The organism is Egbenema bharatensis FJBBOT/2019 (genome assembly GCF_048077055.1).
In the GTDB taxonomy this organism is placed as follows: domain Bacteria; phylum Cyanobacteriota; class Cyanobacteriia; order Elainellales; family Elainellaceae; genus Egbenema; species Egbenema bharatensis.
The window spans coordinates 3,365,668-3,380,727 of the sequence record NZ_CP182236.1 but is presented as its reverse complement, the minus strand read 5'-3'; the positions used below and the strand labels follow the sequence as shown (position 1 = coordinate 3,380,727).

The following is a 15,060-nucleotide window of genomic DNA, read 5'->3' as shown; positions in this document are numbered from 1 at the left end:
TCGCCAATCCACCCTTCTGATTCAATCTCTTCCTTTGAACGCCCCACATTCAGCTGATCTATTCCATCTCACTGGAGACCGCAACCCTGGAGACAGTAACCCTGGAGGCATTAATGACATCCTTGAAATCTCACCCATTCAAACCGCTGAAGGCGTTGCGCCAGCGCTGGCGAACCCAATCTACCTGCCCCACTCCTACTCCAAAAAAATCAGAACAGGGGCTATCGATTCTGGAATGTTTGATCGCCGTTGCCGTTTTAGGTCTAACGGTGGGTCTAGTGCTTCCTCCCTTAGTCATTGCCTCTGCAACGAGAGTTCAAACCCGCCGTGCTGAACAAGCTCTGCAACTGGCCCAGGGAGAAATCGATCGAATTCGGGTTCTGGTCGAACGCAATCAGCATACGCCCGCTCGGTTGCCTGCGGTTGCCCCAGCAGGGGGAAGCTTAGAAGCAGTTCAACCACCTGGCGCAGCCTTCAACCAACTGAAAACACCTGCGTCCAACTGCCCACCAGGCATCACCAGATACACCAACAATGCCCAGATTCCGTCCGACCGGGCCCTCCTGATTGATGTCGATGGAGACTGCAATGCGGATTTCATGATGCAAACTTTCCGCACTCAGGGATCCACCACGATATCTGAACGGGCTGATCAACGGCGACCCTCAGAGTTTCGCATGGGCGTGCGGGTGTACTCGATTACGGCCGGACGAGTGGATGCAACTCGACAACGCGTGCAACTCGGGGGCAACCTGACTAATCTGCAAACTCAACAGGCAAACCTGACCCTGACCTCTGGTGAAGGGAACCAACTGCGCCGACCACTGGCGGTTGTGTATACCCGAATGTCCTGGGGCGATCGAGACAGTACGCTCTGTGAATATCAGGGGGATCAGCGCAATCAAATTGAAAGCTGTCAGGACACTTTCTAAGGATTAAGGATTGTGGATTAAATAGCCTTTGCAGCGACTCTGCTTCGCTGACTGGGCGGGCAAGATGCCCACCCCACAAGAATTTCAGTTTATTTAATTTTCTTTTCTAGGCAGAGTACGCTCTCAATCTGAATGCTCGGGATTGGCAAAGATTTATTTACTTGTATAGGGTGGGATGGTCATGGCGAAACGTGCGATCGGATCTTGGTTTAAGCAACGATGGGTGGGATCTCAGCGGCATCAGGCAACCCGTCATAACACTCGTGGCTTTACTTTACTGGAATTGCTGGTGGCCACGGCGATCGGTGGTGGCATCATTTCCGGACTGATGTTTATGGTGGTGCAACTGACCAACACAGACTTGCGGGAATCCTCACGATCGGAAACCCAGCGGGAAATGCAGTTAGCCCTGGACTACATCAGCACAGAACTCCGAGAAGCGGTCTATGTCTACGATGGAGAGCAACTGGCAACCCTGAGCCAATACCTTCCCAATGCTGTGGCAAATAATAACAGTGTGCCCGTTCTGGCCTTCTGGAAGCACCAACCCTTTCCTACCTGGATGAGGGATCGATGTCGGGCTCAGACTTCAGCGCAAACGCCCGGTATTGCCTGCGCGTCAGGGTCTTCCTACTCCCTCGTGGTTTACTCCTTGAGCAGTGCCAACCCTGGTAATATTTGGTCGAACAATGCCCGGATTACCCGCTATGCCCTGACCGAGTTTGGCAGTACCGCGAACGTGTTGACGCAAGGATACGTGAATCCTGGACTCAATAACAACAACTTTGCCACCTGGCCCTTTGACGCAAACGGGAATGATTTGCGGCTGCGACCGGTGGGTTCTGGTAGACCCCCTGGAAACTTGGTCGGTGATCCTGTCACCCTGGTGGACTACGTAGATAGCGTAGCTCCCGCTGGAAACAATGGTCGTCGTGATCCATCTTGCCCACAGGATTATCAACTCACACCCAGTAACGCTACGATTCAGGCTGTTCCTGCCCCTCTTAGAAACGTCCGAAGTTTCTACGCTTGTGTCAGTCGTCGAGTGGATAGCGGTGCAAATCAGGATGTCGTTCTGTCCATCCGGGGCAATGTCAACGGTAGACCTGGCTATACGATCGCAGGATTCCGTACAGTCAACGCCGACAATACCTTCGCCAACGATACCTTACCTGCCCTCGAAACCAGAGTGCTCACTAGAGGATCCTTAGGACGGCTACCGCCCCAGTAATTTCAGTCGGTGCTTACTCTCAATCGCTCATGCAATCTCAATTTAGGCTGGAGACTACAGTGATGATCAGCAACCTGCTGGCAAAGCATTTAATCCATCGATCCACTACCCGGCAAAACCCAGACTCGACGAAGGGCTTTACACTAGTTGAACTGATTACCGTCATTGTCATCATTGGCATCCTGGCAGCGATCGCAGCACCGGGATGGTTAGCCTTTGCCAATAATCGACGGGCGAATACCGGACGCGATCAGGTCTTGCAAACCCTGCGGCAAGCTCAAGCCGATGCCATTCGGACTCGATCGCGGCGAGTGGTGCAATTTAACGTAGCTGCCAACCCTCCAACAATTACCCTGGGCAACACTGCGGTTCCGTTGGGTGATGGTGCAGCATCTGAGCCAGGAATGCTGGGGTTACAAGTCCGCAGCGGCCCCCTTGTCCCTAACCAGGGCTGCCCCAACACAAACTGTGTGGCGTTCGAGAAAGATGGGACGGTTGTTTCACCCCAGGTGAATGATAATAATCCGGCGATTATTACTGTGCTTGCACCGAGAGACAACAGTTCTGCCCGTCGCTGTGTGATTGTGCGAACGCTGCTGGGAGCAATGCAAACTGCCGAAGGAAATGCCTGCAATAACTAACGCCATCCAATCCCCTGTTGGGAGGGGCCGGGGTGGGTTGATTTTTGCTCTGTTATAAACTGATACAAAAGTAGGATGCTCCCGATCACTGCCAGGATTTGACTCGCCAACTCAGCTTATTTCGCTGCCAGTCCCAGACATTTTCCATAATTTGTAAGACCTGCTCATGGGAGGATTGCAGCGAACAACTTGAGGGGGCATTCCGTGGAGCGATCTCCCTGTGGGAATCAATCGATCCGGGGGAACCTGGATCCGGCATTTTTTTTTGCGTTGATGCCGGTCTTAACCGATAACCAATTCCATAGACCGTTTCAATCAAGCCTGCGGGACAACCAACCGCTTTCAGCTTTTGCCGTAATCCTTTGATATGCGTCCGAACCGCTTCTTCCCCTGGCATTTCTTCATAGGCCCACAGGTGTTCCAGGATGGCATTACAGTTAAACACACGACGTTGATTTCGGAGAAAAAGCTCCAGTAACGCGCATTCCTTAGCAGTTAATGCCAATGGTTTTCCAGCATAGGTCACTTCACAACTGGTCGGATCAAATCGCAAATTTTCCCACTCTAAAACCGGGGACGCAGTAATGCTACTGCGACGCAGTAAAGCCCGTACCCGTGCCGATAGTTCTTCCCAATCAAACGGTTTAACAATATAGTCATCTGCCCCTGCATCCAACCCGATCGCCTTATCATGACCACTGCTATGGTCAGTGAGTAAAATAACTGGCGTTTGATAATGGTGCGATCGAATTTTCTGGCACAGATCCACCCCTTGCATATCCGGCAGATGGGTTTCAATAATTAGCAAATCATAGGGATAAACATCAATTAATTCCCAACCCGTTTGTCCATCAATGGTCACTTCAACGGCATAGTTTTGATGACTGAGAATCGAAACCAGAACCTCAGCCGTTAGCTCATCAGGCTCTATCACTAAAATTCTCATGATTTTCTGTAAAAAGTGGACGGTGATGGCTGAATCACCAAGTTTTAGTTTTAATTGCTGAATTAAAGCGTGAAAAAATCTCAAAAAAGGTTATTGGCTTGATTCCAGTCTAACCAGATCATGGTTCGATCGAGTGTTTAGGTTTAAGGTTTTTTGCGATTATTGAAGTGATTCTCAAAGCTTTGTAAAGGAATTGCAACAAGCTAATAAAAAACCCCGAAATCCCAGGAGGGTCGGGGTCGGAGTAGTTCAACTTAAGTCAGTTTTTGCCCTTAGGGTCTACCCGAAAAATTCACTAGAGTTTTTGAAATCCAAATCCCCTGACGGGGTTTTCGGATAGGTTCTTATTCAGGTAGCTTATATTGCGCAACAATCCGTCTGGCATAGGGTGGCACATGATCTGCCAATTTTTCTGGATGATTGCGCTTCACGTAAAGATAATTGCGCGTAAAGTGAGAGTCGATCGAAAATCGAGCATATTCCAGCCCCTTCGGCCCGACGCGCTCAATCACCACTCCCATCAACTTTGCTGCCCACATGGGTAGCGTTACCCCTTTGTCGTAGGCGGGAATACTTTGCTGTACGGCATTCTTTCGATCGCCCTGAGACATCACAGGCTGGGTTTCTAGCTGATCCATCACTAGATTCAGCATTTCCTGACCGCGATCGTTGCGTACCACAATCCACTGCCAGCCAAAGGGCGCGCCCATGTAGCCCACCACCAGATCCGCCAGCGAGTTCACATAGTCAAAGCAGCTCATGCAGGAGGGCGCAAACACATCCTTCAACTGATTGGTCTTTAGCCCAAAGAAGGGTACGGTTTCGGTGGAACCATCTTCATGCTTGAAATGGACGCGAAAGTCTTGCATGAACTCATAATGCACCACCGTTTCCGGCGATCGGCTCGTCGTTTCCAGGAATTTTTGTAATCCTTCACGGGTGACATTATCAACGCAGGGTGTTCCCAGGACATAGAGTTTTTCCAGCCCCAGCTCCTGTTCAACAGCCCGTAGTGCCTGGATCTGGCAGCCTACCCCGATCACGAGTAACCGCTTTAACCCCGATTGCTCGATTTGTTCCAGAACTGATAGGTTGGGCGAAAGCGTGGGCTTATTTACCCGTGCTGCCAGAATTTCCTCCGGCGTTGTTGCAATCACGGGCATGGGCTGAAACCGATCTTCCTTCGTATTTTGCACACAAATTACCCCTTCGACCATGCCCCGATTCAGCATCTCAATGGCGATCGAACTGACAATGCCTGTCCACTGTGCTCCTTCGATCGGTGCCTGCTTTCGAGCGGCCATCATGTCCTGGCTCACCCCAAAGTACCAATCATCTGGATTATCTAGATTGCGGCTGCGACCGTGGGTCTGTTCCTCTAACTGAGGGATTTGCTGATTCAGGAATGCGCAGGCTTCTTTGACATAGTGAATGTAATAGGTGTCACACAGTCCACATTCGCTGCATAGCTCCTTTGCAGGACGACGACTGCCTGGCTTGAGAGCTTTTGCCTTTTTATGAGATTGGGGATCCGATTGCGTCGAAGGTTGCACCGAAGTCATGTTAACAAAGGGTTCCAATAGGGATTACTAAATGTAACGGCAAACCGCTTGCGTCATCCTTCTAGCATACGGTCTTGAGTTCACAGACGTTAAGTCGAGCAACGAACGAAAAGCTTAGAACAATCCAAGGTGACTGAATATAGTTGAGCCATAGTCAACCTGTCCGACCTCCTGTCCTGCCTTAAGGTTGCGTCGTATCGGCTGACCTGAAGTGTAGGTGCGATCGTCCGTAGGGCTTAAACCGGAGTCACCCGATCGGGCGAAATGACGGTCTGAACGGGTGAAACTACAGGAGGATGCTTGGGTTGAGCAATTTTCCTATTCTGAAAACATACGCAACACACCGAAAAGCTGCTCTCAGGGAGTGAAGTAATCGGTAAGGCAACGAGGAGGACAGTTAAATGAACAAACTGCTTAAGCTTAATCAACCTGCCCGTAGATTCGTACAAAATTCCGCCAAGTTGTTTGGTGCAGCGATCGCCGCATCTGGATTTATGGGTTTGGGACTGGTTGCCCCGATCGCTTCGGCCACCGAAATGCAGGCAGCCAACCAAACGTCGGTAACCAGCCCGTCTGCATCTCCTGAGCGGGTAAGCTCTGAAGGCCAAACCCTATCAGATGGAGTTTATCTATATGGTGAGGCTCCTGAACCTGATCAGATTGGATCCGCCTATATGGTGTTTGAGGTCAGCGGAGCCCAAGTGACGGGAGCTTTCTACCTGCCCCACTCATCGTTTGACTGCTTCCAGGGAGAGTTTCAAGGCAGTCAGCTAGACTTGATGGTGGTAGACAGCTACAGTCAAACAGCCAATGACTACTCGATCGCCATCCAGCGGGATGGTTACATCGCCTCCAACGATTCAGTTGCGGTTCCAGTCCAGATTGATGGTTATCACCACATTGCTGAAGTGAGTGAAAACGATCAGCGGCTTCTGGATACTTGCAGAGCTGATTTCCAGTCAATTTAGATCTCCAGTTTTAGCTCTCGAACGCATGATTGTAGATGGATAGGTGTTGTTTCAAAGGAGCTGCCATCAATCAGTCAATTGCGTATTATGCGCGTTAACGATCGTGTTACTTAACTTAATTTCCCTGACTGCGTTAAAAGCTGATTTTTACGGTATCCTTGCAGGCTAGGTTCAGATGATAGAGTCGCTGGGCAAAAGCTGAAAAATCCGTATTTCCACACAGGTAATTCTGGAAAAGCCAGCCTATAATGAAGGTCAAAGTGTAAAACTTACACTTTTAAGGAGGTGAGTTCAGTCATGATCAAGACCGCAGTAACCCTTGGAGTATTAACTTCGGCAATCCTTCTGCCTCAGATGCTTATTGCTCCGAGATCGAACCAGTTGGACGTTCCCTATCGATCGCATACCGGAGTTGAAGTGGAATACTACCAAACTCAACCTAATTGCGATCCAGTCAATGATCCATCAAGCTGTCGATCGAGCTAATCTACCTAATCTATCAATTCGATCGAGCTAGAGAGGAAGTTCTAACTGGAAAAGTCTGAAAAGGTCTAATGAAAGATCTAGAAAGGCTCAAACAGTGAAGAGCTACACCGAAAAATAGCCAAGCTAAAGCAAGCTAACGCCCACCCTGTCTTCAGTTATCTGATTCCTTAGTTTGTTCATATAGAATAGGCTGGTGATCTTCTGTCGCTACAAGTTGATTGCAAAGTCTTTGTACCTCTTTTAGTCCGTTCTGATACTGAGCCGATGACATCCCTACAGAATATTGGCTCGTCAGCAAATAGTCATGGGCAAGGGTGCACCCCTGACTCAAGAATGCTGCTAAGTCAAACTCATCTGACAGTTGCCACAGCAAGGCTCTGGCATCATAGCTGGATGAAGCTAAGGTTTGACCATCAGGGCTAAAAGCAATGCTGGAAACTTCTCTACGGTGTTCTCTCAGCGTTGTAATGGGTGTCCCTTCAATTGTCCAGAGTTTAACCGTGTCATCCTGACTGGCCGAGGCTAAGTACCGTCCGGTTGGGCTAAATTCAACCTTTAGCACTGCATCGCTGTGACCTCGTAATACACGAGACTGGAGCATGGTTCCCTCTAAATGCCAGAGCCGGACTGTGCCATCCTCGCTAGCCGATGCCAAACTTTGGCTGTTGGGGCTGAAACTCACGCTACGAACGGTGCGTCCATGATCTGTCATCGAGTGGAGTAGATGAGCTCGTAGATCTTCCCCCTGACCTTCTAGCTGCCAAACGCTGATGATTCCTGCATCTCCTGCGGCTGCTAGCATTCGTCCATTCGGGCTAAAGCGAACGGTACGGACAGCTCCATTCAACCCTCTGAGTTCTTCGAGCAATGTTGCACTGTAGCGATCGTCCGTGGACTGAAGTTCCCAAATTTTTACGGTGCCATCCCCGCCTGCCGATGCCAGGATTTGACCATTGGCGCTAAAGTCTATGCTATAGATATTTTTGTCGTGCTTAATATCCTCTCCCGAGACTGGATTCGCGGCGTATCCCGCCTCACTGCGTTGCAGCTTCCAGAGATTGACCATGCCATCTTGCCGGGTAGCGGCCAGCAGTTGTCCCTGAGAGCTGGACATATCCCCACGCGGCGCAAAGCTGATACTGTGGATAATGCCATCCTGTTGAATCGGTTCTGCAAGTAGAGGTGCTCCGTCGGAGGTTCGCCAGAGCCGAATGGTATTTTGACCACTGGAGGCCATCATCATTCCATCTGGGGTAAAGCTCAAATCGTAGACTCGATAGTTATGGGGCAAGACGCGAATTGGATTGTCGATTTTCCAGAGGCGCAGGGTTTTATCTTTGCTGGAGGAGACTAAGACCCGATTGTTTCTAGAGAATTCTATTCCCAACACTTCATCCTGGTGTCCTTCCAGCGTATCCAGTAAGGTTCCATCCAGTGACCACAGCCGGATCGAGTCATCGGCGCTGGCGGTAGCGATCAGATCCCCTCTGGGCGTAAATTGTACGCGATAGACTGGATCACGATGCCCCCGTAGTACGTTGAGTGCCACCTCACCCTGCCAATTGTCTGCTTGCCGACTCCAGAGCCGGACTGAACCATCTTCCCCCACCGAGGCGATCGTCCGGTCATCGGGGCTAAAGGCCACGCGATTGACGGTTCCTTCATGGCCAATCAGTTCTTGAATCGGCTGCTCGCCCGTATCAGGCGACCAGAGTTTAATCACTCCGCCATCGCCTGCGGAAGCGATCGTCCGTCCGTAGGGGCTAAAGGCGACATGCAATACCCGCGCCCCATGCTGCAACGGTGGAGAGGTGGCGTAGGTTTGAAAGCCGTCCCGACTGGTAAACACCTGGATCAAACCCATAATGTTGGCTGCGGCCAGTTTGATTTCGCCGCGCTCAGACTGGCTGAAACCAAGACTCAAAACTGCACTACGGTCACCCAACTCAATGCGATGGGCTAAGTCAAATTGTCCGGCTGAATTTCGTCGCCAGAGCGTGACGGTTCCTTCTGAACTGGCAGCAGCTAAAATCTGCCCTCCCTGACTGAAGCTCAGACTAAAGATGCGATCGAAGCTACCGGCACGCACCGCTTCAGAAACAGCCAGCTCCTGATCGAGTTGCGCAGTCCACCGTCCCTCAGCCGATCGCTTGATTTTCCAAACGGATACGGTCTGTCCATCCCCTGCCGAAACCAGGGTGTAAGTGCCCGATTCCACTCCAGGGTTAAAGGAAACGTGCACCACTGAGGGTCGTCCTGTTTCCTGGCGATGATTCAGGACTTGAATGGGTTGCCCCTGCCCATCCCACAGCCTCACCGTACCATCGGCACTGGCAGATGCAATTAACCGACCATCTGGGCTGATACTGGTGTTAAAAATCTGATCTTCATGGCCTTCCAGGCGATTCAGTTCCCGCAGGTTATACACCTGCTGCTGGAGAGCCGTCACCACTCGCACCCGCAAATCTGGCTCCAACCGTTCAATAATCCAGCCCCAGCGATCGAGTTCCTGCCCGGCGCGCAGTCCATTGATCAATGCATCCAGTTCCCGTACCCCCTCGATCGATGAAACCAGGGCTTCGATCTGGCGATTCTGAGCCTGAACCTGTCCAGCAATGGCCGAAACAGACAGTCCCAGAAACACGATCACTGCCCCTGCCAACAGCCGTAGCCGTTGGAGTCGTTTGCGTTCTTGCTGTTCAATGGCAGCTTCCACCCTGGCACTTTCGCTGACAAATTCCTCTTGCAAGGGAGTGGGTAGTGGTGTCGCCGAGAGTTTGTGCCACTGATGTCCGATCGCCCTTCCCTGGGCAATTAAAGCCTGGGCGTTGCTGAGTTCGGTTTTGCGCAGCAGAAATTCTTCGCGGCGTTCCTGGGTTTTCCACTCGATCGCCTGCAAGAGTAACCGGGTGTGGGCTTTCACATAGTCCAGATCGGTGTTGATCGCATGAATCAGCTTGGGGGTCGTATGCTCCAGGCGAGCGAGGGAATGGCAGTGCAGCCAGTTGTGGCGGCGAATTGTGCTGAGGGCAGGTACTTGATTGAACCAAATTCGATCGTAATCTTGCCGATAGACGATGGAAATGACCCGTTTGTTGTTACTCACCGCCTGAGTCACTTCATCATGGCAGTAGGGAGAAGCGACTGAATCCGGGCTAATAATAAACAAAAAGGTGTGGGCGGCTTCAATGCCTTCCTGAATTTCCTGTCGCCAATCTGCGGCAATCGGAATATTTTCCCAATCCACCCAGATGTTTAAATTTGCCTGTTTAAGCTGATCACACAATGCTTCAGCAAATTCTCGATCGCGTCGGGAATAGGAGACAAAAACATCCAACTGCTTGAGATGATCCTGTCTTGCTTCTGCCCTCCTGCTGATGGTGAGGTAAATTTGCTGGAGTTCCGTCAAATGCGGTTGACGTTGGGTATTTTCATCAAACCACTGCTGAACCGCCTCCAGATCCGTTCCAGCTAACAATCCAGTAAAGCTCTGGCCCTGCTGATCCCAAACCAGTGCTCGCATCAGTAGCCGCTGGTGAATATGAATATGCAGAATGGTTTTGGCAGTTTCTTCAATCTGGGCAGTGGGATCGTCGGGATCAACCGTCAGCCAGGTGACATCATCCGCTGCCAAACAAGCAGGAATTTGAGTTGGGTCAACGGGTTGATAGGCAATGGGAACCAGGCGTTTTCGATATTGGGCGGCGAGTTTAAGTTCTTGCTGATTGCGTTGCAGGGCGATCGAAGCGGGACTAATAATCAACACAAACACATCTGCATTTTTAATCCCAACTTCAATATGATTCCAGGCTTCCGGCATTTCAGATTTCAAGCCTGGTGGAAGATCCTGCGTATCGATCCAGGGGTCACGGCCCAGTTTAATAATGGCTTTTTCTAACCGCTTGGCGAAGAAATCATCCTCTGGCGAGTACGCGATAAAAATATCATTCTCACGCGGATTGTAGATGGGTTCAGAATTCTCAATCATGCAGTTTAGAATTCTCTTGCGTATAGAGAATTAGATTTCTATCCAAAATCCTCAACTCGATCGTGAGGTTTGAGGAAATCGCTTAGATTTTCACTAGATTTTCACTAAAGATCCTACAGAAAATCTGGTTCCAAACTCTTTGCCATCGGTTCCGGTAGGGCTTCAGAAAATCTTCAGGAGATCAGGAAGTACTGAAATTTTAAAGGCTAAAGTCGAATTTCGCTGCGAGAGAATGCTGTTTTGCAGAAAACTTAAGGATGAACGCAGGGTTTCTGGGTTTAAAAGTGAGTACGATAGTATCCATACTCATTAGTTTTATCAATTTCACTAGCATCTCATGGAGCAGGAGTCTCTACCCACAGAGATTATTCTTAGCCACCCGCACCAAACGATCGGCAATATCCGGTTGGACTGGAATCCTCAACCAGGGGCATATCTTGATCTAGAGGGTAAAACCTATACCGTTCTGGAGCGTCGTCATCGCTACCAGTTCAAATCGGGTAAATATCACTTACGCAAAATTGCGCTCTACGTTCAGCTAGCCCAACGTCCCACTGAACGCAGCCGCATTCACGATCGCTGGGTGATTGGGGATATTACCTGTGGTTATAACGCTCGATCGGAGCTGATCCGCTGTGCGGTCAACCCAGCCGGGCCCTGTGAGGGATGCCGTTTTTTTGAACAAACTTAACTGTCGCTCAAACTGCATTCCCTCAACAGATCCCAATAACTTTAAACCCGCAGCTTCATTAAACCCGCAGCTTCATTAAACCCGCAGCTTAAACCAGCATTCGCTCCAGCGCATCAATGTCGAAAATGCAAAGGACTTCTCGATCGCGTTGGATCAATCCTTTCTTTTCTAGCTTGCTTAAAACACGAGTCACCGTTTCCCTGGCTAAACCACTGAGGCTACTAAGTTCACGGTGGGGAAGGTTGGGGATTTCGATGCCCTGATCACTTTTTCGACCCTGGCCGTCTGCCAGGAACAGCAAAATGTCTGCCACCCGCGAAACGCTATCTGACTCCCGCAACCGCAGGCGACGATTCACCTGCCGGAGTCGTCGTGCCATCAATTGGGCCAGGCGAATTCCGGCTTGCGGTTCTGAATGCAGCAGTTGGACAAAATCCTGGGCAGGCATATTGCCAATCACCGTGGGCACTAAAGTAATCACATCGGTCGATCGGGGAACCTCATCCAGAGGAGCCATTTCGCCAAACAGCTCCCCCTTACCCAGAATATTCAGGGTGACTTCTTTCCCATCCAGGTTGTAGGTGCGAATTTTGACCCATCCTTCCAGAATGAAATAAACCGATGTGCCCCAGTCATTCTCCAATAAAATCACCTGGTTGGCCGGATGATTCCGAAGAACGACATGGGCTGTTGCCTGCTCGATTGCTTCTTCAGGCATTCCCTTGAAAAACGGAGCAGAACGAATCAAAGAGATATCACGAGAATCGCGTGGACTATACCGATCATGCATGGAGTAGTATGACTCCAGTGGTTAACGTGCAAAAAATGAAAACGATACTGCACCGAGGTTCAAATCGCTCAAAGTGAGCATACGCAATGAGCTATGCCTGCATCATAGCCCAGTCAAGCAGAGACAACCAACTCAAAACGCTTGCAGGACAAAGGGAACAAGGGAACAACCACTCTCAATCAATCCTCTATCTGATGCACAGACCTCTGGAATACAGAATTTGAGGTTTCGGAGTTGGTGAAGAAGTTCCGCTCGACTAAATCACTAAATAAGAATTCTACTGTAGGGCAGAAAAACTATGACCAAATTTCATCAATAATTCTTAAAAAAGGATTGAACCCTGGATTCAATCCTTTCTGATCTGGACTTTGGGGAGTCAAGCTCCCTCATTCTCCACCGATGCTAATCCCCGTACCGAAGACCTCTGCATCCGTTAAGGTAATGTCTTGCATGGATGCGCCTGAGACGTGGGCATGGTACATACGGGCACGAGTTAGATTGATCCCGTTCAAGTTCGCATCGTTTAGCGTTGCGTTAGTCAGGAATGCATCAGTCAGGTTAGCTCCTTCGAGGTTGGCTCCAGTCAGATCTGCTCCCTCCAGATTAGTGCCGACCAGATTAGCCCCTCGCAGGTCAGCCCATCGTAGATCGACCCCAATCAGGTGTTCTCCACTCAAATCGGCCCCCACCAGATTACATCCAGCACAAATGCGGGTCGTCAGCAGTTGCTGAACCTGCTGCGGGTTTTCCGCCTGAACTGATCCTGCGGTCAAAATGGCAGGTAGCAAAGCCAATGATGCAGTAATACCTGCAAATGATTGAATCTTCATAGATGATTCTTTCCTCCTTATCCGCTGCAATGCCACCGTCACCAACGCTTCGGAACTGACACGTTACAGGGATACAACACAAAAAACGGATTTTCCGCAAATGAACGAAAATCTTTAAGCTTAGTGTACCGAGCTAACCCAGTGGTTTGAATCCCCTGATAGTTAGAATTCCCAGTTAGCCGGGCATATGAACAATTCAGAGTTCAGATACAGCTTTAGAGCTGTACCAGATGTAGCGATCTGAAACAGGTGATCCCAAACAGGTTGAGAAACAGGTTTCTGGAGTTCCAGGTTTCTAGAATTTTATCTGTCAACCCCCTGAGGGGAGGTTCTGCATCCTCAAAGAGGCTTCGAGTATCCCAATGCCTCTTTCACTCGATCTAACGTTTGATTGGCGATCGTTTCCGCTTTGACGCGCCCTTCTCGTAGGACAGAATCTAGATACGTCTCATCTTCAATAATAGCGTAATACTTTTCCCGGATCGGTTTGAGGGCTTCAACGGTGGTATCCGCCAGCAGGGGCTTAAACTGACCCCAACCCATATCGGCACATTCCGCCGCGACTGCTTCCTTGGTTTGATTGCTGAGAATCATGTAAAGCGTGAGCAGATTGTGGCATTCCGGGCGATCGGGATCATCAAAGGTAAGCCCCCGCACTGAATCCGTTTTACAGCGTTTGATTTTGCGCTGGATCTCGTCCGGTGAATCCAGCAGATTAATTCGGCTCAGGTCGGACGGATCGGATTTAGACATTTTACGGGTTCCGTCCGTCAGACTCATTACCCGTGCCCCTTCCTTGCGAATCAGTGGATCGGGCAGTTTCAACACAGGATGCTCTTCACTACCAAAGAGATAATTGACTCGCGCTGCAATATCCCGCGTTAGCTCCAAATGCTGCTTTTGATCTTCCCCAACTGGAACTTTGTCGGCATTGTAGAGCAAAATGTCAGCCGCCATCAGGACGGGGTAATTCAATAGACCCGCACTCACATTTTCACCCTGCTTCAGTGCCTTTTCCTTAAATTGCACCATGTCTTGCAGCCAGTTTAAGGGAGTCACGCAGTTCAGTAGCCAGGCCAACTCGCTATGGGCTGAAACGTGGGACTGAACAAAAATATTGGCGTGCTCTAGCTGAATGCCACAGGCTAAATACAGGGCTGCGATCGTGCGAGTGTCTGCTGCCAGGGTTTCTGGGTTATGAGGCACAGTAATCGCGTGCAAGTCCACCACACAGAAAAAGTTGTCATACTGATCCTGAGACTCAACCCAGTTGCGGATCGCGCCCAAATAGTTGCCCAAATGAGGATTACCCGTTGGCTGAATTCCGGAGAGAACGCGCGGCTTACCCATAGATCTACGTATTATTCCCTCAAACGCTAGCTTCTGTCAGTGGTTGGTGGTCAGCAGAGCAGTTGTCAGCAGATCAATTATTAGTTAATTATCAGTCAATCATAAAGACTTGATTAACCAGGGAAATTAATCTTGGCAGGATGGGGCTGAACCCATCACAATGACGGAACATAGCAGGTTTTCTGTCATTCCATCAGACAACTCCTCCAGCATAAATTATTCTGCCAACTACTGGTTAAGTTATTGTTTATGTCCCCAACTGTTACTTCAACGAATCCTGAAACTTTTACTTCGAGCGTACCCGTCGAGCTGATGATGACACAGGATCTGATCCCTCATTTGCAAGCCTGTTTGGTTTTAGCCAGGGAGAGTGAACATCATCAGGAAGCAAACCAGACCTTTAGCCAACTGCAAGATCGCCTGGCAACGGAGCATCCGATCGCAGCGGCGGTCATGAGGCTGATGTGGGATGAATTGCTTTCTACCCATCGCCTAGCTGATTTTCTGGAGCAAATGTCTAACATTGAACGGCAATTTGCGGAACAAATGACCCAAAGCCACATTCAGATTCATCAAAACTACCTGAAGTCATCGGTGGAGTGACGTTGAGCGGGTCAACCCGCAGCCTTCACGATCAGGAAAAGC

The 15,060-nt window shown here is 49.9% G+C and carries 12 protein-coding genes; 6 read left to right on the top strand and 6 right to left on the bottom strand.

Going from position 1 to position 15,060, the window contains the following annotated elements; all coding sequences use genetic code 11:
• Positions 1 to 113: 113 nt before the first annotated feature.
• From ACM1PF_RS15680 to ACM1PF_RS15670, 3 genes are all read left to right on the top strand, one after another.
• Positions 114 to 932, top strand: a complete 819-nt coding sequence (locus ACM1PF_RS15680; RefSeq protein WP_416676230.1) for a type IV pilus modification PilV family protein — start codon at positions 114 to 116, stop codon at positions 930 to 932.
• Positions 933 to 1,113: 181 nt separating this feature from the next.
• Positions 1,114 to 2,163, top strand: a complete 1,050-nt coding sequence (locus tag ACM1PF_RS15675) for a prepilin-type N-terminal cleavage/methylation domain-containing protein (protein WP_416676228.1) — start codon at positions 1,114 to 1,116, stop codon at positions 2,161 to 2,163.
• A 29-nt stretch (positions 2,164 to 2,192) separates the two neighbouring features.
• Positions 2,193 to 2,804, top strand: a complete 612-nt coding sequence (locus ACM1PF_RS15670; protein ID WP_416676225.1) for a pilus assembly FimT family protein — start codon at positions 2,193 to 2,195, stop codon at positions 2,802 to 2,804.
• Positions 2,805 to 2,889: 85 nt separating this feature from the next.
• Here ACM1PF_RS15670 and ACM1PF_RS15665 read toward each other — a convergent pair whose 3' ends face one another.
• Together ACM1PF_RS15665 and ACM1PF_RS15660 are read right to left on the bottom strand one after the other, a co-directional pair.
• Positions 2,890 to 3,750 carry a response regulator transcription factor gene (locus tag ACM1PF_RS15665; protein ID WP_416676223.1) on the bottom strand — a complete coding sequence of 287 codons (861 nt, stop codon included), beginning with the start codon at positions 3,748 to 3,750 and terminating at the stop codon, positions 2,890 to 2,892.
• A 344-nt stretch (positions 3,751 to 4,094) separates the two neighbouring features.
• The gene (locus tag ACM1PF_RS15660) at positions 4,095 to 5,312 is read right to left on the bottom strand and encodes a Coenzyme F420 hydrogenase/dehydrogenase, beta subunit C-terminal domain (protein ID WP_416676221.1); all 1,218 of its coding nucleotides are present in this window, start codon (positions 5,310 to 5,312) and stop codon (positions 4,095 to 4,097) included.
• Between the two features lie 401 nt (positions 5,313 to 5,713).
• On the opposite strand from ACM1PF_RS15660, the gene ACM1PF_RS15655 reads away from it, so the two are divergent.
• On the top strand, positions 5,714 to 6,280 hold the full coding sequence (locus ACM1PF_RS15655) for a hypothetical protein (RefSeq protein ID WP_416676219.1): 567 nt from the start codon (positions 5,714 to 5,716) through the stop codon (positions 6,278 to 6,280).
• Positions 6,281 to 6,917: 637 nt separating this feature from the next.
• On the opposite strand, the gene ACM1PF_RS15650 is transcribed toward ACM1PF_RS15655, so the two are convergent.
• Positions 6,918 to 10,754, bottom strand: coding sequence for a TIR domain-containing protein (locus tag ACM1PF_RS15650; protein WP_416676217.1), 3,837 nt, complete (start codon positions 10,752 to 10,754; stop codon positions 6,918 to 6,920).
• Positions 10,755 to 11,091: 337 nt separating this feature from the next.
• Between ACM1PF_RS15650 and ACM1PF_RS15645 the strand changes: the two genes are divergently transcribed.
• Positions 11,092 to 11,445: a DUF6464 family protein gene (locus ACM1PF_RS15645; RefSeq protein WP_416676214.1), complete on the top strand. Its 354-nt coding sequence runs from the start codon at positions 11,092 to 11,094 to the stop codon at positions 11,443 to 11,445.
• Positions 11,446 to 11,533: 88 nt separating this feature from the next.
• Here ACM1PF_RS15645 and ACM1PF_RS15640 read toward each other — a convergent pair whose 3' ends face one another.
• The 3 genes from ACM1PF_RS15640 to trpS all read right to left on the bottom strand — a co-directional run bounded on the left by ACM1PF_RS15640 (position 11,534) and on the right by trpS (position 14,415).
• Positions 11,534 to 12,235, bottom strand: coding sequence for a Crp/Fnr family transcriptional regulator (locus tag ACM1PF_RS15640; protein ID WP_416676211.1), 702 nt, complete (start codon positions 12,233 to 12,235; stop codon positions 11,534 to 11,536).
• A 386-nt stretch (positions 12,236 to 12,621) separates the two neighbouring features.
• Complete coding sequence (locus ACM1PF_RS15635; protein WP_416676209.1) at positions 12,622 to 13,065, bottom strand: pentapeptide repeat-containing protein; 444 nt, start codon at positions 13,063 to 13,065, stop codon at positions 12,622 to 12,624.
• 339 nt (positions 13,066 to 13,404) lie between these two features.
• Positions 13,405 to 14,415, bottom strand: a complete 1,011-nt coding sequence (gene trpS / locus ACM1PF_RS15630) for a tryptophan--tRNA ligase (protein WP_416676207.1) — start codon at positions 14,413 to 14,415, stop codon at positions 13,405 to 13,407.
• Positions 14,416 to 14,664: 249 nt separating this feature from the next.
• On the opposite strand from trpS, the gene ACM1PF_RS15625 reads away from it, so the two are divergent.
• Complete coding sequence (locus ACM1PF_RS15625; RefSeq protein ID WP_416676205.1) at positions 14,665 to 15,018, top strand: hypothetical protein; 354 nt, start codon at positions 14,665 to 14,667, stop codon at positions 15,016 to 15,018.
• The last annotated feature ends 42 nt before the right edge of the window (positions 15,019 to 15,060 follow it).